Origin of the sequence: Streptomyces sp. C10-9-1, from assembly GCF_024497955.1 — a bacterium.
GTDB lineage: Bacteria > Actinomycetota > Actinomycetes > Streptomycetales > Streptomycetaceae > Streptomyces > Streptomyces sanyensis.
In genome coordinates, this window is record NZ_JANHKP010000002.1 from 48,572 (window position 1) to 70,155 (window position 21,584).

The 21,584-nt window shown below is 72.5% G+C and carries 19 protein-coding genes, 2 tRNA genes and 1 pseudogene; 14 read left to right on the forward strand and 8 right to left on the reverse strand.

Annotated elements, in window-relative coordinates:
* Window positions 1-58: 58 nt before the first annotated feature.
* Window positions 59-616 carry a DUF3566 domain-containing protein gene (locus NPS70_RS02780; protein ID WP_256522283.1) on the forward strand — a complete coding sequence of 186 codons (558 nt, stop codon included), beginning with the start codon at window positions 59-61 and terminating at the stop codon, window positions 614-616.
* Between the two features lie 103 nt (window positions 617-719).
* A tRNA-Ile gene (locus NPS70_RS02785) sits at window positions 720-793 on the forward strand.
* A 165-nt stretch (window positions 794-958) separates the two neighbouring features.
* On the opposite strand, the gene NPS70_RS02790 is transcribed toward NPS70_RS02785, so the two are convergent.
* The gene (locus NPS70_RS02790; protein ID WP_374211924.1) at window positions 959-1,390 is read right to left on the reverse strand and encodes a hypothetical protein; all 432 of its coding nucleotides are present in this window, start codon (window positions 1,388-1,390) and stop codon (window positions 959-961) included.
* Window positions 1,391-1,687: 297 nt separating this feature from the next.
* Here NPS70_RS02790 and NPS70_RS02795 point away from each other — a divergent pair, with 297 nt between their 5' ends.
* From NPS70_RS02795 to NPS70_RS02805, 3 genes are all read left to right on the forward strand, one after another.
* Window positions 1,688-1,822: a DLW-39 family protein gene (locus NPS70_RS02795; RefSeq protein WP_003958712.1), complete on the forward strand. Its 135-nt coding sequence runs from the start codon at window positions 1,688-1,690 to the stop codon at window positions 1,820-1,822.
* A gap of 163 nt (window positions 1,823-1,985) precedes the next feature.
* Window positions 1,986-4,031 (forward strand): VWA domain-containing protein, encoded by a 2,046-nt coding sequence (locus NPS70_RS02800; RefSeq protein WP_256522290.1) that lies wholly within the window; start codon window positions 1,986-1,988, stop codon window positions 4,029-4,031.
* Complete coding sequence (locus NPS70_RS02805) at window positions 4,028-5,443, forward strand: hypothetical protein (protein ID WP_256522291.1); 1,416 nt, start codon at window positions 4,028-4,030, stop codon at window positions 5,441-5,443. Before NPS70_RS02800 ends, NPS70_RS02805 begins: the two co-directional genes overlap by 4 nt.
* A gap of 103 nt (window positions 5,444-5,546) precedes the next feature.
* On the opposite strand, the gene NPS70_RS02810 is transcribed toward NPS70_RS02805, so the two are convergent.
* Together NPS70_RS02810 and NPS70_RS02815 are read right to left on the reverse strand one after the other, a co-directional pair.
* Window positions 5,547-6,887: a serine/threonine-protein kinase gene (locus NPS70_RS02810; RefSeq protein ID WP_256522293.1), complete on the reverse strand. Its 1,341-nt coding sequence runs from the start codon at window positions 6,885-6,887 to the stop codon at window positions 5,547-5,549.
* Between the two features lie 57 nt (window positions 6,888-6,944).
* The gene (locus NPS70_RS02815; protein WP_256522294.1) at window positions 6,945-7,493 is read right to left on the reverse strand and encodes a DNA-binding protein; all 549 of its coding nucleotides are present in this window, start codon (window positions 7,491-7,493) and stop codon (window positions 6,945-6,947) included.
* A gap of 194 nt (window positions 7,494-7,687) precedes the next feature.
* Here NPS70_RS02815 and NPS70_RS02820 point away from each other — a divergent pair.
* Both NPS70_RS02820 and NPS70_RS28840 read left to right on the forward strand, forming a co-directional pair.
* Window positions 7,688-7,760 (forward strand) — tRNA-Ala (locus NPS70_RS02820).
* 547 nt (window positions 7,761-8,307) lie between these two features.
* Window positions 8,308-8,652, forward strand: a pseudogene (locus NPS70_RS28840) (DUF6344 domain-containing protein); the annotation flags it as partial.
* Window positions 8,653-9,034: 382 nt separating this feature from the next.
* Here the strand turns inward: NPS70_RS28840 and NPS70_RS02830 are convergent.
* Window positions 9,035-9,715 carry a DUF5324 family protein gene (locus NPS70_RS02830; protein WP_256522298.1) on the reverse strand — a complete coding sequence of 227 codons (681 nt, stop codon included), beginning with the start codon at window positions 9,713-9,715 and terminating at the stop codon, window positions 9,035-9,037.
* Window positions 9,716-10,038: 323 nt separating this feature from the next.
* Here NPS70_RS02830 and NPS70_RS02835 point away from each other — a divergent pair, with 323 nt between their 5' ends.
* Entirely contained in the window at window positions 10,039-10,572 is a 534-nt protein-coding gene (locus tag NPS70_RS02835; protein ID WP_256522300.1) for a peptidylprolyl isomerase, read from the forward strand.
* A 150-nt stretch (window positions 10,573-10,722) separates the two neighbouring features.
* Entirely contained in the window at window positions 10,723-11,625 is a 903-nt protein-coding gene (locus tag NPS70_RS02840; RefSeq protein ID WP_256522302.1) for a rhomboid family intramembrane serine protease, read from the forward strand.
* A gap of 320 nt (window positions 11,626-11,945) precedes the next feature.
* Here the strand turns inward: NPS70_RS02840 and crgA are convergent, their stop codons facing one another.
* Window positions 11,946-12,203, reverse strand: coding sequence for a cell division protein CrgA (gene crgA / locus NPS70_RS02845; RefSeq protein ID WP_256522304.1), 258 nt, complete (start codon window positions 12,201-12,203; stop codon window positions 11,946-11,948).
* A gap of 140 nt (window positions 12,204-12,343) precedes the next feature.
* Between crgA and NPS70_RS02850 the strand changes: the two genes are divergently transcribed.
* From NPS70_RS02850 to NPS70_RS02870, 5 genes are all read left to right on the forward strand, one after another.
* Complete coding sequence (locus NPS70_RS02850; protein WP_256522306.1) at window positions 12,344-13,111, forward strand: DUF881 domain-containing protein; 768 nt, start codon at window positions 12,344-12,346, stop codon at window positions 13,109-13,111.
* A gap of 159 nt (window positions 13,112-13,270) precedes the next feature.
* Window positions 13,271-13,444 carry a hypothetical protein gene (locus NPS70_RS02855; protein WP_256522311.1) on the forward strand — a complete coding sequence of 58 codons (174 nt, stop codon included), beginning with the start codon at window positions 13,271-13,273 and terminating at the stop codon, window positions 13,442-13,444.
* Complete coding sequence (locus tag NPS70_RS02860) at window positions 13,441-14,079, forward strand: aminodeoxychorismate/anthranilate synthase component II (RefSeq protein ID WP_256522312.1); 639 nt, start codon at window positions 13,441-13,443, stop codon at window positions 14,077-14,079. Before NPS70_RS02855 ends, NPS70_RS02860 begins: the two co-directional genes overlap by 4 nt.
* Window positions 14,080-14,108: 29 nt before the next feature.
* Window positions 14,109-15,470, forward strand: a complete 1,362-nt coding sequence (locus NPS70_RS02865) for a class E sortase (protein ID WP_374211939.1) — start codon at window positions 14,109-14,111, stop codon at window positions 15,468-15,470.
* Window positions 15,471-15,535: 65 nt separating this feature from the next.
* On the forward strand, window positions 15,536-16,231 hold the full coding sequence (locus NPS70_RS02870) for a class E sortase (RefSeq protein ID WP_256522316.1): 696 nt from the start codon (window positions 15,536-15,538) through the stop codon (window positions 16,229-16,231).
* Between the two features lie 305 nt (window positions 16,232-16,536).
* Here NPS70_RS02870 and pknB read toward each other — a convergent pair whose 3' ends face one another.
* The 3 genes from pknB to NPS70_RS02885 form a co-directional block, all read right to left on the reverse strand.
* Window positions 16,537-18,522, reverse strand: coding sequence for a Stk1 family PASTA domain-containing Ser/Thr kinase (gene pknB, locus NPS70_RS02875; protein WP_256522318.1), 1,986 nt, complete (start codon window positions 18,520-18,522; stop codon window positions 16,537-16,539).
* 168 nt (window positions 18,523-18,690) lie between these two features.
* A complete protein-coding gene (locus NPS70_RS02880; RefSeq protein ID WP_256522320.1) occupies window positions 18,691-20,148 on the reverse strand; it encodes a penicillin-binding protein 2 in 1,458 nt (485 codons plus the stop codon).
* A complete protein-coding gene (locus tag NPS70_RS02885) occupies window positions 20,145-21,578 on the reverse strand; it encodes an FtsW/RodA/SpoVE family cell cycle protein (protein ID WP_256522321.1) in 1,434 nt (477 codons plus the stop codon). Before NPS70_RS02885 ends, NPS70_RS02880 begins: the two co-directional genes overlap by 4 nt.
* Window positions 21,579-21,584 lie beyond the last annotated feature (6 nt).

Here is a 21,584-nt window from a genome sequence, read left to right on the forward strand (position 1 = left end):
CGCTTCCGGAGCGAACGGTGCCCGTGGCCCTGCCGCGGACTCCCAGGGGGCCACAACAGTGACGGACACCCGGGGACAGCAGTCCCCCTACGAGACGTACGGCGACGAGCAGCCCGAGCGTGAGCCGTACCACCCGCCGCAGGCCTACCAGGCGCCCGGCGGAACCCAGGGCGGCCAGGCCCGTCCGGGGCAGCAGGCCGCCTCGGCGGTGCGCCTTCCGCGCACCGGCGCCCGCACCACGCCGCGAACCCGCAAGGCACGGCTGCGGGTGGCGAAGGCCGACCCCTGGTCGGTGATGAAGGTCAGCTTCCTGCTGTCGATCGCCCTCGGCATCTGCACCGTGGTCGCGGCCGCGGTGCTGTGGATGGTCATGGACGCGATGGGGGTCTTCTCCACGGTCGGCGGCACGATCAGCGAGGCCACCGGATCCAACGAGAGCAACGGCTTCGACCTCCAGTCGTTCCTGTCGCTGCCCCGTGTCCTGATCTTCACCTCGGTCATCGCCGTGATCGACGTGGTGCTCGCCACGGCGCTGGCGACCCTGGGCGCCTTCATCTACAACCTCTCGGCCGGCTTCGTGGGCGGTGTGGAGCTCACGCTCGCCGAGGACGAGTAGCCGCTGGTCCGCCGCGGGGCGGCTCCGGGCCGACCCCGCGGGAACCGATTTTGGCGCTGCGCGTCAGGTGCGCTAATCTTCAGAGGTCAGCGCGCAGCGCGGAGGGGCTATAGCTCAGTTGGTTAGAGCGCATCCCTGATAAGGATGAGGCCACAGGTTCAAATCCTGTTAGCCCCACATGAGACGAGGGCCCCCGACCGGAACCGGTCGGGGGCCCTCGTGCGTGCCACCCCCGGTCTCCGCGCCGGGTGCGGCCGGGCACGGGCCGTCAGACGCGGGGTGCCCCGGTGGGATTCCCCCGCGCCGTCTCCCGGAGGAGGTCCGGCCCGCGCTGCTCCTCCGTCATCCCGCCTCGCGGTGCATCCCCGTGCACAGTGCCCAGACGATGAAGATGTTGACGGCCACCAGGACCAGGGCCCACAGCGGGTAGTACGGGATCCACAGGAAGTTGGCGATCGCGCCCAGGCTCGCCACGAACACGCCGAAGAACCGGGCCCACAGCGCTCCGCTGCCGAGTACGGCGATCCCGGCGAGGACGAGGACGAATCCCAGGATGAGATGCACCCATCCCCAGCCCGTCAGGCTGAACTCGAAGACGTAGTTGCGTGTCGCGACGAACAGGTCGTCCTCGGCGATGGCGGAGATGCCCTCGAAGATCGCCATCACACCACCGAAGATCATCAGCGAGGCGGCGAGGACCGTCGCGCCGGAGGTGTGGCCGTGGGGGGCGGTCGGCTGCGCAGAGGCTGATCCGGGACGGGTGTCAGCGGCCATGTCGGCCTCCTCGGGTGTCGGGGTGCTGCCGTGCGGGCGGACCCCCCGGGCCGGTGCGGCCCGACTTCAGCGTGGCACGGCGGCAGGGGGTCGGCACCCCGGCCCGGCGGCGGCCGGCCCCGGGCGGGCCGTTCCGCGGGGCGGTCCGCCGGAAGGATCGGCTCCGCCGCGCGGGCCCGCGGGCACGTGCGAGGGGCGGCGTCCGGAGTCCGTACGCAGGTAACCGATCGGTATCGGCCGGTGTGTATAGTCGGGCGCCAGAAGCCCTCATACGTCAAGGAAAGACGAGGTCGCGCGGTGAAGAAGCTCCTCCTGGTCGCACTGGCCGCCATCGGCGGGCTCCTCGTGTACCGCCAGATCCAGGCGGATCGCGCCGAGCAGGACCTGTGGACGGAGGCGACCGACTCCGTGCCCGCAGGTTCGGGTGTGTGAGACACAGAACGCTGAGACGAGAACCCCGGCCGCAGGATGCGGCCGGGGTTCCGTGCACCCGGGGATCGAACGGTCTTCCGGCCCTGCCTGCGGCGGGGGTCCTCACGAGTTCACCATCGCAACTTGCTGACTTGCGATAGCAAACCTACGGGGAGGGGGCGTCGTGCGAGTACGGCAGCGCAGACGAGCCGCGGTCGCGGTCGGAGCCGCTCTGCTCCTCGCGGCGGCGGGACCGCAGGCTGTGGCGGACGGGAGTGCGGGCACCGCGCGGGAGGGGCCGCAACGCGGCGCACCGCCCGCCGGTGACCGGGGCGCACTGGTGCTCGTCCTCGACAGCTCCGCCTCGATGGCCGGGGACGACGGCACCGGCCGTACCCGTCTGGAGTCGGCCCGGCAGGCCGTCGGGACCGCGGTCGCCACTCTCCCCGCGGGCCATCCCACCGGCCTGCGGATCCACGGCGCCGAACCGGCCGGGGACTGCACGGGCACCCGGGAGCTGGTCCCCGTCCACCCGCTCGGCAAGGCCGGGCTGACACGTGCCCTGCGGTCCCTCGAGCCCCGCGGGGACAGTGCGGTCGGGACGGCGCTGGAGCGGGCGGCGCAGGACCTTCCCGCGGCCGTCGGCCGTGCGTCGGGCACCCGCACGATCGTGCTGGTCTCGGACGGGCGCGACGGCTGCGGGCTGCCGCCCTGCGAGGCGGCCCGCAAGGTGGCCCGCGGCACCCCGGGGGTGCGCATCGACGCCATCGGCTTCCAGGTGGGCGGTGCCGCCCGAGCCGAACTGGAGTGCGTCGCCGCGGCGGGGGCCGGGCGCTACCGCGACGCCCCGGACGCCGGGGCGCTCGCCCGGGAGCTGCAGCGCAGCGCGCAACTCGCCGCGGACTCCTACCGCCTGCGCGGTACCCCGGTGTCCGGTTCCGTCTCAGGCGACCGGGCCCCGGGGCTCGCACCGGGGCAGTACCTCGACTCCCTCGGACCGGGCGAGCGGCGCCACTACTCCCTCCGGCTGGACGGCGTGTCCACGGCGACCCTCTCGGCGACTGCGGTGCCCCACCCCGGGGCTGCGGCCGACCCCGGTGCCGGACTGCGGACACGGCTGCTCAGGGACGGGTCCGCACGCGGCGCGGAGGAAGGCGAGGGAAGCGCCTGCGCGACGGGCGCGGAGTCCTTCGCCCAGGCGGAGGGCGCCGTACCGCTGACCTCCGCGGTGGCGCGTGTGCCGAGCCGCCGGGGAGCCGGGCGGTGCGACGATGCGGGCCGCTACCTGCTGGTGGTGGAGCGGACGGGCGAGGACGGGCAGGGGGGCGCACCCTGGCCGCTGGAACTCGCCTACACCCTGGAGGAGCCGCCGGATGAGGACGCGGCACCGCCGCCGGTCGGGGACGGCGGGGAGGCCGCGCTCCCCGCTTCGGCCGAACTCCCGCACGGCGAACCCGTTGAGGTCCGCGGAGGAAGCGGCTTCAACGACGCACGGGAGATCGGGCCGGGGGTCTGGCGGGACGGCCTGCTCCCCTCGCAGACCGTCTGGTACCGCGTGGCCGTCGGCTGGGGCCAACGGCTGCGGTACTCGGTGGAGTTCACCGGGGAGCCCGTGGTCGAGGGCTGGTCCGGGAAGCACTCGTACGGTGCCACGCGGGTGTACACGCCGACCCGGGTCCCGGTCGGGGAGGCGGACGGCCGCACCCGGCGCACGGCCTACGCCGGGCGGTCGGCGTCACTGGACATGGCGACGGTGCCCGTCGCCTGGGCCAACCGCTACGGAAGCGGGGCCCATGTCGGCCCCGTGCACACGAGCGGGGGCTTCTACATCGCGGTGACACTGGGGGCCGGGGCCGCCGAGATCGCGGACGATCCGCGGGTGGGCGTGGTGCTCAGGCTGTCGGTCATCGGTGAGCGGAGGGACGGGGCGGGTCCCGGGGCACCCGCGGCGGACGGCGGTGGACCGGCGGACCCGGCGGCCGACGGGACCCCGGTGGACCGGGGGCGTGAAGCACCCCCTCGCGCGGACAACGCCCATGACTCCGGGGCAGGATGGTCCGGCATGGCGCTCGCCGCCCTCGCCGGAGCGGCCACGGTGCTCCTGGTGCGCAGGCGCAGGGCGGCGGCGGAACGGGCGCCCGCCGTGTGCCGGGCTGCAGAGGCGGTGGGCGCCGCCGGAGACGGGGCCGCCACGGTGGCGGACCCCTCGGACGCAAGGAGGCGTGCGTGAGGAAGCGCAGCGCAGCCCGGAGCGCACTGGCCGGAGCCGTCGCGGTGTGCGCGTTCGCGGCACCGTCCGCTCCGGCCGCGGCAGCGGAGGGGCCCGGACCGGGCGCGTACACCTTCGACACGGGGGCGCACCGGGTGTCCGGCGCCTCCGTGAACACCGAGGGCCCCGTGCTGGAGGCCGGTTCGACCTACCGGGACAGCATCGCGCCGGAGGGCAAGCGCTACTACCGGATCGACCTCGACGACCGGGTGGACGCCTACCTCTCCGCGGTGGCCGTCCCGGAGCCGGGCAGCCGGGTCGCCTACGGCGACGGACTCTCGGTGACGATCGAGGACCGCTCCGGGCGCTCGTGCGACAGCGGCACGGCGCGCTTCGGGTCGGCGGACTACGCCCGTCCGATCGCCGACTACGCCGAGCGGCGGATCACCGGACGGAGCACCTGCCAGGAGGCCGGGCCCTACTACGTGCTGCTGGAGCGGAACGGCGAACAGGACTCCTCGCCCGGCCCGTGGCAGGTGGAGATCCGTCTCGTCACCGAGCCGAGGCCCGCGGCCCCGGTACCCACCGAGGCTCCCGAGGAGTGGCCCTCGGCCTCCCCGGCGGCTCCGGCCGGCGGCCCGACGGCACGCGCGGGCGGCCACGGGTTCCATGACGCCACCGGGCTCGACCAGGGGGAGTGGCAGGACGAGATCGCGCCGGGCGAGACGCTGTTCTACCGGGTCCCCGTCGACTGGGGGCAGCAGCTCTTCGTCAGCGCCGACCTCGGCAGCAGCACCGCGGAGGGGGACGGCGTCGGCAACGCGCTCGCGGTCTCCCTGTACAACCCGGCCCGCGGCCTGGTGGACCGGGAGTCCGCGGTGAGGTACGACGGCAAGCAGAAGAGCCTGTCGATCGACCCGCTGCCGCCGGTCGCCCACGAGAACCGCCACGACTCCGACAGCAGCGTGGGCGCCATGCGCTTCGCCGGCTGGTACTACCTGTCGGTGACGCTCAGCCCGGAGACGGCCGGGTCCTTCGGCGACCGGCCGCTGCCGCTCACCCTGCGCGTCGACGTCACCGGGGAGGCGGGGGCGGGTCCGGGGTACGAGGGACCGGCGGGTGACTTCCGGGTCACCTCCGAGGACCGGTCCGCCGCGGACTCCGGTCGCAACGCCGCGCAGGAGAGCGGTGGTGCCATGGCCGTGGTCGCCGCCGTGGCCCTGGGCACCGGAACCCTGCTGGTGCTCGGGCTCGGGGTGTGGACCCTGGCGGCACGGCGGCGCGCGGCCATGGGCACGGGGGCGGCCGCCCTGCCCGCCCAAGCGGCGGGGGCGCCGCCGGTGCCCGGTTTCGGTCCGGACGACGGGTACCCGGGCCGGTACGAGGCGCCGGTGCACGGGCAGGGCGGGTACGGGCCGCCGCCCGCCTCCTGAGCGGGAGGGCAGGGCGCTCCGGACCCCGCGCAGCCCGTGTGCCTCCGTCGCTGTCGAGGCGGACCGGTCACCGTGCCCGCGCCTCGGGCCTGGTGAGCACGGGTCAGATACGGGTCAGGGCCCAGATCCCGACGGCGAAGCAGAGCAGCGCCACGACGAGGACGGGCACGGCGACCCTCGTGGGCGGTCCCGGCCGGCGGGGGGACTCCGGAGCGGCCACCGGGCCCGTGGTGAAGGCACCCTGGGCCGCCGCCGGGGGCGCACCGTGCTCCGTGTAGGCCCGGGTCGGTGCCGAGGGGTCGTGGGGCGCGGGGGCCGGGTGCGCGGTGAACGGCGGGGCAGGTGGGACCGGGGCGGCGGGCGCGGGCGGCACGCCTGCCGCCGACGGTCCGGCCGGCCCCGGCTCGGGCCGCGGCACTCCCTGCCCCGGGGGAGCGCTGCCGGTGGCCGAGGTGCCCGTGGGCGCGTGGTGCCGTGGTGCCGAGGGCCCAGGCGGAGGGGCGAGGCGGAAGCTGCCGGTCTCCGAGGCCGGGGTGGCGCCGGACCGCGTGCCGGAGTCGGCCGTCGCGGGGCCGGACGGGCCGAAACCGGGAGGCAGCGGTCCCAACTGGTCGAAGATCTCCACCGGTTCCTCTTCGGGCGCCGCTTCGGGCAGCAGCTCCACTGCCGCGGCAAGGGCCTTGCGCGCACCCGTCGCGGTGCGGAACCGCGCCTGTGGATCCGGTTGGAGCAGACCGGCGAGCACCTGCCACAGGGGCTCGGCGACGCCGTTCGGTGCCCCCGGGGTCCCGTGCAGGGCGAAGTACTCGATCAGGGCCCGGGCGTCGGGTTTGCTCCCCTGGAGGAGGTACAGGCCGACCAGCCCGGCGGCGAAGAGGTCCGCGGGGAAGTCGGGCTCGGCCCCCAGCATCTGCTCGGGGGCGAAGTACCCGGGCGTCCCCACGACGTAGTCGGTCTCGGTCAGGCGGGGCTCGCCCTTGCGCATCGCGATGCCGAAGTCAGAGACGCGCAGATGCGGCCTGCCGGTGCCGGTGGCCTCCAGCAGCAGGTTGGCCGGCTTGATGTCCCGGTGCACGACCCCCTCGGCGTGCACCGCGGCCAGTCCGGACAGCAGCTGGTCGAGCAGGGTGCACACGAAGCGCGGAGGCAGCGGACCGTAGTCGCCGATGACGTGCGCCAGGGAGCCCCCGGCGACCAGGTCCATGGTGAACAGGACCTTGTCGTCGTCCGCCGCCCAGCTGGCGGGGGCGAGCACATGCGGGTGGTCGATGCGCAGGGCCTGCTCGCGGACGAAGCGCAGAAGGGTGTGCGCGTCGCTCTGCTGGAGCACCTTGGCGGCCACGTACCGCCGCCTGCGGTGGTCCCAGGAGCGCCAGACCGCCCCGACGGCACCGCGTCCGATCGGATCCACCAGCTCGTACCGTCCGGCGAAGACCTCACCCATGTCCGCTGCGCCCGCTCCTCGTCGCCTCGTGTTCCCCGTGCCGAGTCGTGAAGCCCGTCAGCTCTGGTGCGCCTCGTAGTGGGCGACCGCGTCGGCCGTCCGGCCCGCGCCGTACACCCGGAGGAACTCCGCCAGCTCCGGGTGGGTCTGTGCGAGGGAGTCGGCCGCGTCGATGATGTCGCCGGCGGCGGCCACGGAACGCAGCAGCGACTGGATCTCGCGCACCACGCGCTTGACCGTGGGGGCTCCCGAGGTTCCGCCGGAGTGGCTGGTGGCGGTGAGGACCGAGCCGCCCTGCGACTTCTTGATCTCCTCCATGCGGGTCGTGGCCTCGACCGCGCTCACACTGCCGTCCGCGACCTGGCCCGCGAGCTCCTGGAGAGCCTGCACGCGCTGCACCACCGCCGGGTTTCCGATCTTGGCCCGCTGGCCGCTCATCAGCTGCGACAGCATGGGGGCGGACAGCCCGAGGACTCCGGCCAGCCGCGCCTGGTTGAGCCCCAGGTCGTCGATGAGCCTGCGGAAGAGCGCCCCCAGCGGCTCTCCGTACCAGCTGCGCTGCAACTCCCGGGCTCTTGCCGTCGTCTCCTGCTGTGCCGCGTCCATCGCGCCTCCCCATCGCTGTCCCCGACCGGGCTTCGCTGCTGCGAACCCGCCTGCATCCTACGGAGCGCGGCCCGCCGCCGGGAGGCCCGAGAGGACTCCGGTCCTTATTGCGGGATCACGGGGATGACCCGGTACTCTGGTCCGCGACGGTGACGGGTCCGCCCGCTCCGTCCTGCGGCGGTCCGTCCGTTCGCGGGGCCTTAGCTCAGTTGGTAGAGCGCTGTCTTTGCATGGCAGATGTCAGGGGTTCGACTCCCCTAGGCTCCACTTTCTCACCCCTCTGACCTGCGAAGACATGGTCAGAGGGGTGTTTGCGTCCCGTGCTCCGCGCTGATGCCGCGGGGCGGCACGGCTGCCGGGCGCCCGGCTTCGCCGTCCGCTGCGGTGCCCGTGCCCGCCGTGTGCGAGCGGAGGGCCAGCGGCACCCGGGGCGGGCGCACGGGCCCGGGTGCCGCTGCACCCGCCGCCGGTCCCGACGCCTCGGGCTGCCGTGCCGCGATGCCGGTCTCGTCCCCTGTCCACACTCCTCAAGACACCGCCGCGCGGCGGCTTGTGACGGTGCGTGCAGCAGGTTCGCCCCTCCGGGGCCGCGGTGGCCGCCCAGCCGCCCGGAGGCGGCCGCATACGGCACCCCTACCCCGCGTATCCGGGGCCCGCATCCGGTGCGCGCCCTTTCAGGGCGGGTGGTGTCTGCGCCGGACGGGTGGTGTTCATCGGAAGAACTGCGCGGTGGTGGCGTCGCTCCCACACTCCCCGAGATGCGTACACATCATGAGAAAGGTATGTAAAGCGCTCAACCCGAAAGTGAGGGGTCATGGCTGCCAACACGGCCAGGAATCTGTGGACCGCGGTCGTCACCGCGTTCTTCGCACTGCTCGCCGCACTGGGCTTCGGCACCGCCGCCGCGTCCACCGCCGGCTCCGCCGCCGCGCCGAACCCGGCCGCTCCCCGGGCGGACCGTACCGCCGCCCCGCGGACGCGGAAGCCGCGCAGCGCGGTACCGGCCCAGAGGAGAAGGTCGGTCGACGCCGCCCGGTACACCGCACGGGACCGGTCGCTGCCGCCCACGATGAAGCAGCGCATCCGCGCCGAGGCGCACGGTGCCGCGCCGGCCGCCCGCCAGCTCGCCCTGCCCGCCCCCTCCGGTGCGGCCGTCGGGCATCCCGTCCCGGCCGCGTGCGGAGCAGGGAGCCCGTCCGGGGCGTCCGCGCATCCGCTCAGCGGCCGACGAGCCCTGCTCAGCGCCCGCACCGCCGCCCGGCTGGCCCGCCCCGCAGCGACCCTCGGCCGCCTCTGCGCCGCCGCGGTGGTCGTCCGCCCCGCCCGTGCCCTCTTCGCCCGGTCCACCGCGGGCCGTGCGCCCCGCACCGCCGCCCACGTCGCCGAGCGCCACGCGGCCGCCGCGCAGGCCACCGGCTCCGACCCGGCACGCGCCGAGGCCGTCGCCGCCCACCGCGACGCCTATGTGATCGCAGCATGAGGCGCCGGGAGCGTCCGCCTCTCCCGGCGCCTCGGTCCGCGGGGAACCGGCCCGGCCCGCGTCAGCGGCCCTCGTCGCCTTCCGCAGCCTCCGACTCGTCCTGCTTCGCCCGGACCTCCGGGTCCAGACCGGCCTGCTCGCTGCCGTCCACGGACGACAGGCGACCTCGCTCGGAGACCTCGGTGGCCGCCGGCGGCTCCACCAGCCAGTCCGGGTTGGCCTGCCGGTCCCACCACTTCCACAGGGCGATCAGACCGCCGGCCACCACACCGGCGACCGCCAGGCCCTTGACCGTGCGGCCGGTGCGTGAGCGCCGCTCGTGCTTCCTCACCAGCTTCTGGACGTCCTTGGCGCTCACCTGGCCGCGCAGCGCCGCCATGGCGGCGGCCGAGCGGGCTGCCGCCTCCCTGCCGACGGGCTGCGCCGCGGCCAGTGCGTACTCCACCCGGGGGGTCGTGTAGTCCGCCGCCTGACGTGCGGCCTTGCGGGCATGCACGGCGGCACGGTGCGCGGCCTCGTCGACCTTGGGCGGCACGCGCGGCGCCACGTACACGTCGTACTGGGCGCGTGCCTGCGCGGCGGCCCTGTGGACCGAGGGCGCGAGCCTGACGCGTGCTTCGCGCGCGTAGAGAACGGCATGGTCCCTGGCCGTGCCGGCGTAGGGCGCCACCACTTCCGCGGCGTGCAGGACGCTGTCCTTCGCCGAACCGGTCGCGGCGCGCACGCTGTCGTTGCGGGTCACGGGATCCTCCTCCTCGGTGGCGTTCTGAGGGCCTGCTTATGTCCCCTTATGGGGCACAGTTACGCCTTTCCACCCGATGGCACATCATGCCCGGGTCAGGCCGCCTCGGCATGCGGGGCGGGCATCCGGGTCACCCCGGACACGTACGGGCGGGTCGCCGAGGGCTGCCCCGCCGACCCCCGCCGAGCCGGTGCCGCGTGCGCCACCGGTCCCTTTCGCATGCCCACCGGCCGCTTCGGCATTCCCACGGCCCCGTCCGTGCGAGGATCGGGCAGTCGGCCGGCAGGCCGGGGAAGACACACAGACCTTTCGGAAGGCACACCGTGGCCGAGCAGCTCTACGCCACCCTCAAGACCACTCGCGGCGACATCGAGGTCCGGCTCCTGCCGTTTCACGCGCCGAGGACCGTGAAGAACTTCGTGGAGCTCGCGACAGGCGAGCGCGAGTGGGTGCACCCGGCCACCGGGGCGGCCTCCCGGGACCCGCTCTACGACGGGACCGTCTTCCACCGGGTGATCGGCGGCTTCATGATCCAGGGCGGTGACCCGCTGGGCAACGGCACCGGAGGACCCGGCTACGAGTTCGCCGACGAGTTCCACCCCGAGCTCGCCTTCGACCGTCCCTATCTGCTGGCCATGGCCAACGCCGGCCCGGGCACCAACGGCTCGCAGTTCTTCATCACGGTCTCGCCGACCGCGTGGCTGACGCGCAAGCACACCATCTTCGGAGAGGTGAGCACCGAGGCCGCCCGGAAGGTCGTGGACGCCATCGCCGCCGCGCCGACCAACCCCCGCACCCATCGCCCGATCGAGGACATCGCGATCGAGACCGTCGTCGTCGAGACCCGCGAACGCTGACCGTACGGGCCCTTCGGGGACGTCCCGAGGGGGACGGGCGGGGCGGGCGCCCGGCACGGGCCCCTGTGTGGCGGCCCCGGGAACCTCCCGGCCCGCCCGTCCGTAAGGATGGGCAGGGCGTAGTCGCGAGCCCGGAAGGACGGGGACCTCATGGACCAGGAGCCAGGCAGCCCGCAGAATCCGCGGGGAGCGCACGAGCTGCCGCGCTGCTATCGGCACCCGGAGCGGGAGACGGGCATCCGGTGCACCCGCTGCGAGCGCCCCATCTGCACGGAGTGCATGATCAGCGCCTCGGTCGGCTTCCAGTGCCCGGAGTGCGTGCGCACCGGCTCCGGCACGGGCCATTCACCGGGCGCCAGCATGCCGCGGACCCTCGCCGGCGGCGCGGTTGCCTCGGACCCGAGGCTGGTCACCAAGGTGCTCGTGGGGCTCAACGCCGCGGTCTTCCTGCTGACGCTGGTCCTCGGCGACCAACTCGTGCACCGGCTGACCCTGATCGGCGGCGCCTACGACCCGCAGCTCCGCGACGTGGTGGGGGTGGCCGCCGACGGAGAGTGGTACCGCCTGGTCACCTCGGTGTTCCTGCACCAGGAGATCTGGCACATCTTCTTCAACATGCTGCTGCTGTGGTGGTTGGGCGGCCCGCTGGAGCAGGCGCTCGGCCGGGTGCGCTTCCTCGCCCTCTACCTGGTCTCCGGCTTCGCGGGCAGCGCCCTCACCTATCTGATCGCCGCGCCGCAGCAGGGGTCGCTGGGGGCCTCGGGGGCGGTCTACGGGCTCTTCGGGGCGACCGTCGTCCTGATGCGGAGGATGCGGCAGGACCTGCGCCCCGTCGTGGTCCTGCTGGCGATCAACCTGGTGATCACGTTCGTGGCGCCGGGGATCGCCTGGGAAGCCCATGTCGGCGGTCTGGTCGCCGGGGCGGCGATCGCGTACGGGATGGTGCACGCGCCGTCCGGCCGCAAGCGGGTCCCCGTGCAGTTCGCGACGTGCGCTCTGGTGCTCCTGGTCGCGACCGGTGTCGTCGTCGGCCGGACGATGGCGCTCACCTGAGCGGTTCCGCGGGTGTCGCTCCCCGGCTTTCCCCACAGTTGTCCACAGTGGGTGGCGGATCTTGTGCGCCGTGTGGGGGACGCCAGTGCCCCTCGCTGTTGACCTGGAGTTTTCCGGTCAGGGTGAGGGGCACGGTGGTTCACCGGCATGGGTGAAGCGGTCAGATCGGCGTCAACGGAGTGTTGGTTATCCACAGATCTTCTGACCTTTTCCCCGGGCTGTGGATAACCGTGTGGACAACCGGTGCGGCCTCGGCGCGGCAGAGCGCCGCCGCCCGGGTGCCCGTCAGCCGGGACCGGCCGCGGCCGGCCGCGGAGACGCTACTTCCACTGCGTGGAGACGCCGAAGCCCGCGGCGATGAAGCCGAAGCCGGCGACGATGTTCCAGTTGCCGAAGCTCTGGACCGGCAGCTCGCCCTCGGTCACGTAGAAGAGGACGATCCAGACCAGGCCGATGAGGAACAGCGCGAGCATGACCGGCGCGACCCAGCTGCGGCTCGTCAGCTTGATGCTCGCTGCCTGCTTGGCGGCAGGCGGCGGCGTGAAGTCGGCCTTCTTGCGGATACGTGACTTCGGCACGAGGGACTCTCCTGTCGATGCGCTGCGTGACCGCGCAGATAACGGTGGCTGGCGCCGCTTCGGGCGTGAGGGGGACCACGGCCTCCCCCGGGCGTCCGTTAGCGTAGTGCTTCCGCGGTGCCGAAGGAGATAAGGGTACGTTGAGCAATTCCGCCGACTCTCCCCGAGGGCCGGTCAGCCGCTTCACCTGGCGACCGGTCCGCCTGCTCACGGCTGCCGTCTTCGCCCTGGCGGGCGTCATCTTCGTGACCAGTTTCAACACCGCCAAGGGTACGGACCTGCGCACCGATGCGTCCATGCTCAAGCTGAGCGACCTGATCGAGCAGCGCAGCACGGACAACAAGGACCTGGAGGAGTCCACCGCCGCCGTACGAGCGGACGTGGAGGCGCTCGCCGAACGCGACGACGCCTCGACCGGGTCCCAGGACGCCGAGCTCAGGGCCCTGGAGAAGGCGGCCGGCACCGAGGAGCTCACCGGCGACGCGGTCACGGTGACCCTCGACGACGCCCCGCCGAACGCCCGCGCGGCCCCCGGCTACCCCGAGCCCCAGGCCAACGACCTGGTGATCCACCAGCAGGACCTCCAGGCCGTGGTCAACGCGCTGTGGCAGGGAGGCGCCGAGGGCATCCGCGTCATGGACCAGCGGCTCATCTCCACCAGTGCCGTGCGCTGCGTGGGCAACACCCTGATCCTCCAGGGGCGCGTCTACTCGCCGCCCTACAAGGTCACCGCCATCGGTGACCAGGAGGCGCTGCGCAAGGCGCTCACCGCGTCACCCGCGATCCAGAACTACCAGCTCTACGTGAAGGCCTACGGCCTCGGCTGGAAGGTCGAGGAGGACGGCAAGGTCACCCTGCCCGGCTACACCGGCACCGTCGACCTCCAGTACGCCGAGCCCGCCGGTTAGCCGCACGCTCCGCCACCCCGCCCGGTGGCGCCTCCGGCTCCCGCGGCCACCGCTCCGGGCCCCGGGCCGGCCGACCGGTCGCCCCGGCTTTCCACAGCCCGCCCGCAGGCCCGCGCCCGCCCCGTAACCTGTTCCCGTAACGAAACGGAAAGGGACGGCATGTACGGCTGGATCTGGCGTCATCTGCCGGGCAACGCGTGGGTGCGGGGGGCCATCTCGCTCGTGCTGGTCCTGGCGGTCGTCTACGTGCTGTTCCAGTACGTCTTCCCGTGGGCGGAACCGCTGCTCCCGTTCAACGATGTCACCGTCGACGGGGAAGGAGCCGCCCGGTGAGCGCCCGCATCCTGGTGGTCGACAACTACGACAGCTTCGTCTTCAACCTGGTCCAGTACCTCTACCAACTCGGCGCCGAGTGCGAGGTGGTGCGCAACGACGAGGTCTCCACCGCGCACGCCCAGGACGGCTTCGACGGCGTCCTGCTCTCCCCGGGGCCCGGGGCGCCGGAGCAGGCCGGTGTGTGCATCGAGATGGTGCGCCACTGCGCCGCGACGGGCGTGCCCGTGTTCGGCGTGTGCCTGGGGATGCAGTCCATGGCCGTCGCCTACGGGGGCGTGGTCGACCGCGCCCCCGAACTGCTGCACGGCAAGACCTCCCTCGTCACCCACGAGGGCAAGGGCGTGTTCGCCGGCCTCCCCTCGCCGTTCACGGCCACCCGCTACCACTCGCTGGCCGCCGAACCGGCCGATCTGCCCGGCGAACTGGAGGTCACGGCCCGCACCGCCGACGGCATCATCATGGGGCTGCGCCACCGAGACCTGCCCGTCGAGGGAGTGCAGTTCCATCCCGAGTCGGTGCTCACGGAGCACGGGCACCTGATGCTCGCCAACTGGCTGGGGCAGTGCGGGGACGAGGGGGCCGTCGGGCGTTCCGCCGGGCTGGCGCCGGTGGTGGGCAAGGCGAGCGCGTGAGCGCCGGGGGTCCCGGGCGCGACGGCCAGGTGCCCGAAGGCCGCGGCGGGGGCGGCGGGTACGACCCGCTGACCGACCCGCTGACCGGTCCGCTGCCGTCCGGTGCCCAGGGACCGCCGTGGGCCGGGGAGCCCACCGCTCCCGGCTCGGACAGCCCGGCCGGTGACCGGGCCCTCCGCAGGCCCGCCGAGGAACCCGTCGACTGGTACGACCGCGAGGGCTACGGACAGGACTGGTACGGCTCGGCGCCCCCGGTCGCTCCTCCGCCCCCCGGAGCCGTACCTCCCGGCCCGGACGCCCTCGCCCGGGGCGGGGGCGCCCCCGCGTCGGCCCCGCCGCCGCACCGCCCGGAGGTGCCGGAGGCCCGCCATGCGCGGGGCGGGCGGACCCGGCCCGCGGTGGAGGGCGAGGAGACGGCCGTCCTGCCGCCCGTACGGGACGAGCGGCCCTCGGGCACGGCATCCTCCGCGGCCGGAGCCGACCCCGCCTCCGTGGCCGACGCCGAGACCGTGGCGCTGCGCACCGTGGCGTCACCGGGGGCTCCCGAGGCGCCTCCCGGGCCGGGCCGGGCCGAACGCCGGCGGGCCGCCAAGGGCAAGGGCAGCCGCCGCAGGAGCGCCCCGGCGGCCCCGAGGCAGCCGACCGGCCCCGGTGCGGAGCCGGGACGGCCGATGTCGCGCATGGAGGCCCGCCGTGCGGCCAAGGCGGCCAAGGACAGCCCCGCTGTCATCGCCAGCCGGGCCATCGGCGAGTTCTTCATCACCTGCGGCGTGGTGATGCTGCTGTTCGTCACCTACCAGCTGTGGTGGACCAACGTCCTGGCGGGCCAGCAGGCCGACCGGGCGGCGAACCAGATCCAGGACGACTGGGCCAACGCCGAGGACCCGCGGCAGCCCGACGCCTTCGAGCCCGGCACCGGCTTCGCCATCATGTACATCCCCAAGCTGGACGTGGTCGTGCCGATCGCGGAGGGCATCGACAAGAACAAGGTGCTGGACCGGGGCCTGGTCGGCCACTACGGCGAGGGAAAGCTCAAGACGGCGATGCCCCAGGACAAGGAGGGCAACTTCGCCGTCGCCGGACACCGCAACACCCACGGTGAACCGTTCCGCTACATCAACCGCCTGAAGCCCGGTGACCCGATCGTGGTCGAGACGCGGGACACCTACTACACCTACGAGATGGCGAGCATCCTGCCGCAGACCTCGCCGTCCAACGTGGCCGTGATCGATCCGATCCCCGCCGGCTCGGGCTTCGAGGAACCCGGCCGCTACATCACCCTCACCACCTGTACCCCCGAGTTCACCAGTACCTTCCGGATGATCGTGTGGGGCAAGATGGTCGACGAACGGCCCCGCAGCGAGGGCAAACCGGACGCGCTCGTCGGCTGACGGCCGCGCCTCGGCGTACTGGACCGCTCAGGACGCCGACACACGTCAAGACAGGGAACGGTGCAGTGACACGTGCGCGAGGCCGGATCGCCGGTGCCATCGGCGTCCTGGGGGAACTGCTGATCACGGCGGGTCTCGTGCTGGGGCTCTTCGTCGTCTACTCGCTGTGGTGGACCAACGTGCTCGCCGACCGCGAGGCCCGGCAGCAGGGTGAGCGGATGCGCGAAGGATGGGCGGCGGGCGGCACCCCGGCCGCCGGACCGCGCGCCTTCGACTCCGGGGACGGCATCGGCTTCCTCCACGTTCCGGCCATGGGCGACGGCGAGGTGCTCGTCACGAAGGGCACCGACCCCGCGTCCCTGAACGGCGGGGTCGCCGGCTACTACACCGAGCCGATCGCCTCCGCGCTGCCGTGGGACGAGCAGGGGAACTTCACCCTGGCCGCGCACCGGGACGGCCACGGTGCCAAGTTCCACAACATCCACAAGCTGGCGGACGGCGACCCGATCGTCTTCGAGACCAAGGACACCTGGTACGTCTACAAGGTCTACGAGACCCTGCCGAAGACGTCGAAGTACAACGTGGACGTGCTCCAGCCGGTGCCGGAGGAGTCGGGCCGGACCAGGCCCGGCCGCTACATCACCCTCACCACCTGCACGCCGGTCTTCACCTCGGACTACCGCTACATCGTGTGGGGCGAGCTGGTACGCACCCAGAAGGTGGACGCGGAGCGCACACCGCCCGCGGAGCTCGCCTCCTAGTCGGTGCGCCCTCGGGCGGTGTGCCGTCCGCCCGAGGGCGGGGCACACGACGCTCCGCCGCGTGCGCTCGCGGCGGAGCGTCGTGCTCCGGAGGGGGCGGTCCGAACGGCTCCGGCAGCGCGGAGCGTGCGAGCGTGCGTGAGACGGTCCCCGCGGGCCCCGGCGTCCGGGCTCCCCCTGGAGGCCCCGTCTCCGACCGGGCGCCCCGGCAGCGGAGGCGGCCACCGGGAACGCGGGAAGGCCCCGGCACCTCCTGGACCAGGTCCACGGTGCCGGGGCCTTCCCGCGTCGTGTCGCGGGCGGGGTCAGTCGTCCCCGCCGAGGCCTCCGATGAAGCCTCCGCCGTTCCCGCCGTTTCCGCCGTCGTTGCCGCCGAAGGTCTCCAGCACGACGGGGGTGGTGGCCGGGTCCACCGGCGTGCCGGGGGACGGGTTGGAGCTGCGGACGATGGCGTTGTCCTCCGTCGGGTTGCCGGGAGCCACCGAGACGTTGGCGAAGCCCGCCTGCGCCAGGATCTGCTTCGCCTGGCCCAGCCGCTTGCCCAGGATCTCGAAGGGGACCGGCGACTGCGTCTGCTGCGGGCCCTTGGAGACCTGGAGGGTCACCTTGCCGCCCTTGCTGACCTTGCCGGGCTGCGGGTCCTGGGCGACCACGGTGCCCTGCGGCTGGTCCGAGTCGACGTCGACCCTGACCACCTCGAACTCCAGGATCTCCAGCTGCGCCTTGGCGGCGTCGAAGGGCTTGGAGACGACGTTCGGCAGGTCCTGCTTGGCCTGCTTGGCGATCGTGAGGGTGACGGTCGCGCCGGTCTCCGCCTCCTGGCCTGCCTCCGGGTCCTGGCTCAGGACGGTTCCGGGCTCGGCGTCCGAGGACTCCACCTCGTCCACCTCGACCTGGAACTTCTCCTTCTCCAGGATCTCGGTCGCCCGGTCGCGGTCGCGGTCGACGACGTCCGGGACCTTGACCTTCGGGGCGCCCTCGGAGACGACGACCGACACGGTGCCGCCTTCGTCGATCTTGGCCGGAGGGGTCGGGGCCTGGCTGCAGATGCTGCCCTTGGGCTGGTCGCAGCGCTGCGTGCCGGACTGGGAGAGGGTGAACTTGGCGTTCTCGGCCGACTGCTGCGCCTCTTCCAGCGTCTTGCCCACCAGCTGCGGCACGCTGATCTGGCCGCTGTTCTCCACACCGAAGACCGCTTTGCCGATGAGGATGGCACCGATCAGCACCAGGACGCCCGCCACCACCAGCAGCACCGTCGAGGTACTGGACTTCTTCTGGCGGCGCCGGTCGGGCCGGTCGTCGTAGCCGCCGTAGCCCCCGTCGTCCGGGTTGACCGGCGGGAGCATCGCGGTCTGCCCTGCCGGCTCGGCCTGGCGCAGCGCGGTCGTCGGCTGGTCCTCCGGCGGGTAGCCGTACCCCCCCGAGCCCATGGCCGCCGTCGCCGCGACGGGCTGCCCGTCAAGGCACGCCTCGATGTCGGCCCGCATCTCGTCGGCGGACTGGTAGCGGTAGTCGGGGTCCTTGACCAGGGCCTTCAGCACGATCGCGTCCATCTCGGGCGTGATCTCGGGGTCGAAGGAGCTGGGCGGCTGCGGCTCCTCGCGGACGTGCTGGTAGGCCACGGCCACCGGGGAGTCCCCGACGAAGGGCGGCCGGACGGTGAGGAGCTCGTAGAGCAGGCAGCCCGTCGAGTACAGGTCGGAACGGGCGTCGACCTGCTCGCCCTTGGCCTGCTCGGGGGAGAGGTACTGGGCGGTGCCGATCACGGCGGCGGTCTGTGTCATGGTCATACCGGCGTCGCCCATGGCGCGGGCGATACCGAAGTCCATGACCTTGACCTGGCCGGTGCGCGTCAGCATCACGTTGGCCGGCTTGATGTCCCGGTGGACGATGCCGTTGCGGTGGGAGTACTCCAGGGCCTGGAGGATCCCGATCGTCATCTCCAGGGTGCGCTCGGGCAGCAGTTTCCGGCCGGAGTGCAGCAGCTCGCGCAGGGTGGAGCCGTCGACGTACTCCATCACGATGTAGGGGATGGAGACCCCGTCGACGTAGTCCTCGCCGGTGTCGTAGACGGCGACGATCGCCGGGTGGTTGAGTGAGGCGGCGGACTGGGCCTCCCGGCGGAACCGGGCCTGGAAGGACGGGTCGCGGGCGAGGTCGGCCCGGAGCGTCTTCACGGCGACGGTACGGCCGAGCCGGGTGTCGTGGGCGAGGTAGACCTCGGCCATTCCGCCGCGGCCGAGCACCGAGCCCAGTTCGTACCGGCCGCCGAGGCGACGCGGCTCTTCCATAACCTTCCAGCCCTCTCCGTCAGTCCCGACCGCACCTGTGTGTGGTAATGCCGGTGTGCTGTTCGCGCATACGCTACCGGGCAGCAACCGCGTGATCCGCCCGGGACCGTCAGCTGATATCCGACCGGTATCGCAACATGCAGGTATCCGGGCCGGAAGTGATCCTCGTCACTTGTCGTCGAGCACTGCCTTCATCACGGCCTTCGCGATGGGTGCGGCGAGGCCGCCGCCGGAGATGTCGTCGCGGCGGGCGTCGCTGTCCTCCACCACGACCGCGACGGCGACCGGCGAGCCGTTCGCGTCCTTGGCGTAGGAGATGAACCAGGCGTAGGGGTTCTTGCTGTTGTTCTCGCCGTGCTGGGCCGTGCCCGTCTTGCCGCCGACCTTCACGCCGGGGATCGCCGCGTTGCCGCCGGTGCCGCGCTCGACGACGTTCTCCATCATCTGCTGGAGCAGCTGGGCGTTCTCCGCGGAGATCGGCCGGCTCATCTCCTCCGGCTCGTTCTGCTGGACGACCTCCAGGTCGGGGGACTCCAGCTTGTCGATCATGTACGGCTTCATCAGCTTGCCGTCGTTGGCGATGGCAGCGGTGACCATGGCCATCTGCAGCGGGGTCGCGGCGGTGTTGAACTGCCCGATCGCGGACTGGGCGTTGCCGTCCCGGCTCATCTCCTTGTCGTAGACCGAGGCGGCGGCACGGACGGGGGTGTCGATCTCGGGGTTGTTGAAGCCGAACTTCTCCGCCATCTCGACCATCTTGTCCCGGCTCACGTCGTCGCCGAGCTTGGCGAAGACGGAGTTGCAGGAGACCTCCATGGCCCGGTTGAGGCTCGCGTTCTCGCAGCCCTGGGCGTGGTTGACCATGGGCGTGGCCGTGCCGGGGAGGATGTACGGCTCGGGGGTGTCGGTGGCCGCGTTGATGTCGTCCACCTTCCCGTTCTCCAGGGCCGCGGCCGCCGTGACGACCTTGAACGTGGAACCGGGCGGGTAGGTCTCGCGCAGCGCCCGGTTGAGCATGGGCTTGTCCTCGTCCTCGGTCAGCGAGACCCAGGCCTTCTCGTCGTCCTTGAGCCGTCCCGCGAACGAGGACGGGTCGTAGGAGGGCGTGGACGCCAGCGCGAGGATCTTGCCCGTCTTGGGGTCGATCGCCGCGACGGCGCCCTTCTTGTCGCCGAGCCCCTTGAACGCGGCCTCCTGGGCCTTGGCGTTGAGGGTGGTGACGACGTTGCCGCCCTTCTTCTCGTCGCCCGTGAACATGGCCATGGTGCGGTCGAAGAAGAGCTGGTCCGAGTTGCCGCTGAGGATGCCGTCCTCAAGCTTCTCGATCTGGTTGGCCCCGAATACCTGGGAGGCGTAGCCCGTCACCGGTGCCCACATCGGGCCGTTGGTGTAGGTCCGCTTGAACTTGTAGTAGGTGTCGTCCGTCTCCTCCGAGCCGGTGATCGCCTTGCCCTCGACGACGATGTTGCCGCGGGCGTGCGCGTAGCGCTCGATCTCGACGCGCTTGTTGAGCTTGTGCGTGTTGAGCTCGTCGGCACGGACGTACTGGAGCCAGTTGTCGCGGATCATGAGGGCGAGGACCAGCAGTCCGCAGAAGATCGCGATTCGGCGCAGGGGCTTGTTCACGGTCGGACCACCTGGGTCATCTCGGCGTCAGGGGACGGGGCGGGCGCGGGTGCCGGACGGCGCGCGGTGTCGCTGATGCGGATCAGGATGCCGATCAGGGCCCAGTTGGCGATGACGGACGAACCACCGGCCGCGAGGAAGGGCATCGTCATACCGGTCAGCGGGATGAGGCCCATCACGCCGCCGGCCACGACGAAGACCTGGAGCGCGAAGGCGCCGGACAGCCCGATCGCGAACAGCTTGCCGAAGGGGTCGCGGGCGGCCAGCGCGGTCCGTACGCCACGCTCGATGATCAGCCCGTAGAGCAGCAGGAAGGCCATGACGCCGGCCAGCCCGAGCTCCTCGCCGACGGTGCTGAAGATGAAGTCGGAGTTGGTGGCGAAGCCGATCAGGTCCGAGTTGCCCTGGCCGAGCCCGGTACCGATGGTGCCGCCCGCGCCGAAGGACATCAGCACCTGGGTCATCTGGTCGCAGGCGTTCAGCATGTTGCCGTTGCCGGCCGCCGCGGCCGACTCGCGGCAGCCGAAGGGGTCCAGCCAGGCGGCCACACGGGACTGCACATGGCTGGCGAAGGAGGCGACCACCACGGCGCCGCCCGCGGACATCAGCAGGCCGATGACGATCCAGCTGGTCCGCTCGGTCGCCACGTACAGCATGATCACGAACATGCCGAAGAACAGCAGCGAGGTTCCGAGGTCGTTCTCGAAGACGAGGATCAGCAGGCTCATCGCCCAGATGGTGAGGATCGGGCCGAGGTCGCGCCCGCGCGGCAGGTAGAGCCCCATGAAGCGGCGGCTGGCCAGGGCCAGCGCGTCCCGCTTCACCATCAGGTAGCCGGAGAAGAACACCGCGATGACGATCTTGGCGAACTCGCCGGGCTGGATGGAGAAGCCCCCGACCCGGATCCAGATCTTCGCGCCGAAGACGTCAGCGCCCAGACCGGGCACCAGCGGCAGCAGCAGGAGCACGATCGCGACGGCCATCGAGATGTAGGTGAAGCGCTGGAGCACCCGGTGGTCCTTGAGGACCAGCAGCACTCCCACGAAGAGCGCGATGCCGAGCGCCGAGTACATCAGCTGGTTGGTGGCCTGGGCGCTGAAGTCGGGCCGGGCCATCAGCCGCGGGGACTGGTCGAGGCGCCAGATCAGCACCAGGCCGAGGCCGTTCAGCAGGGTGGCCAGCGGCAGCAGCAGCGGATCGGCGTACCTGGCGAATCTGCGCACCACGATGTGGGCCACACCGGCGAGCAGGCCGAGGCCCAGCCCGTAGCCGATGACGCCCGCGGGCAGCTCGCCGTCGAGGGCGAGGCCCACGTTGATGTACGCGAAGACCGGGATCGCGACGGCGAAGGCGAGCAGCATCAGCTCGGTGTTCCGCCGGCTCGGCGCGTCGATCGCGCCGATCGTGGTCGTGTTGGTGACAACGCTCATGGTGGA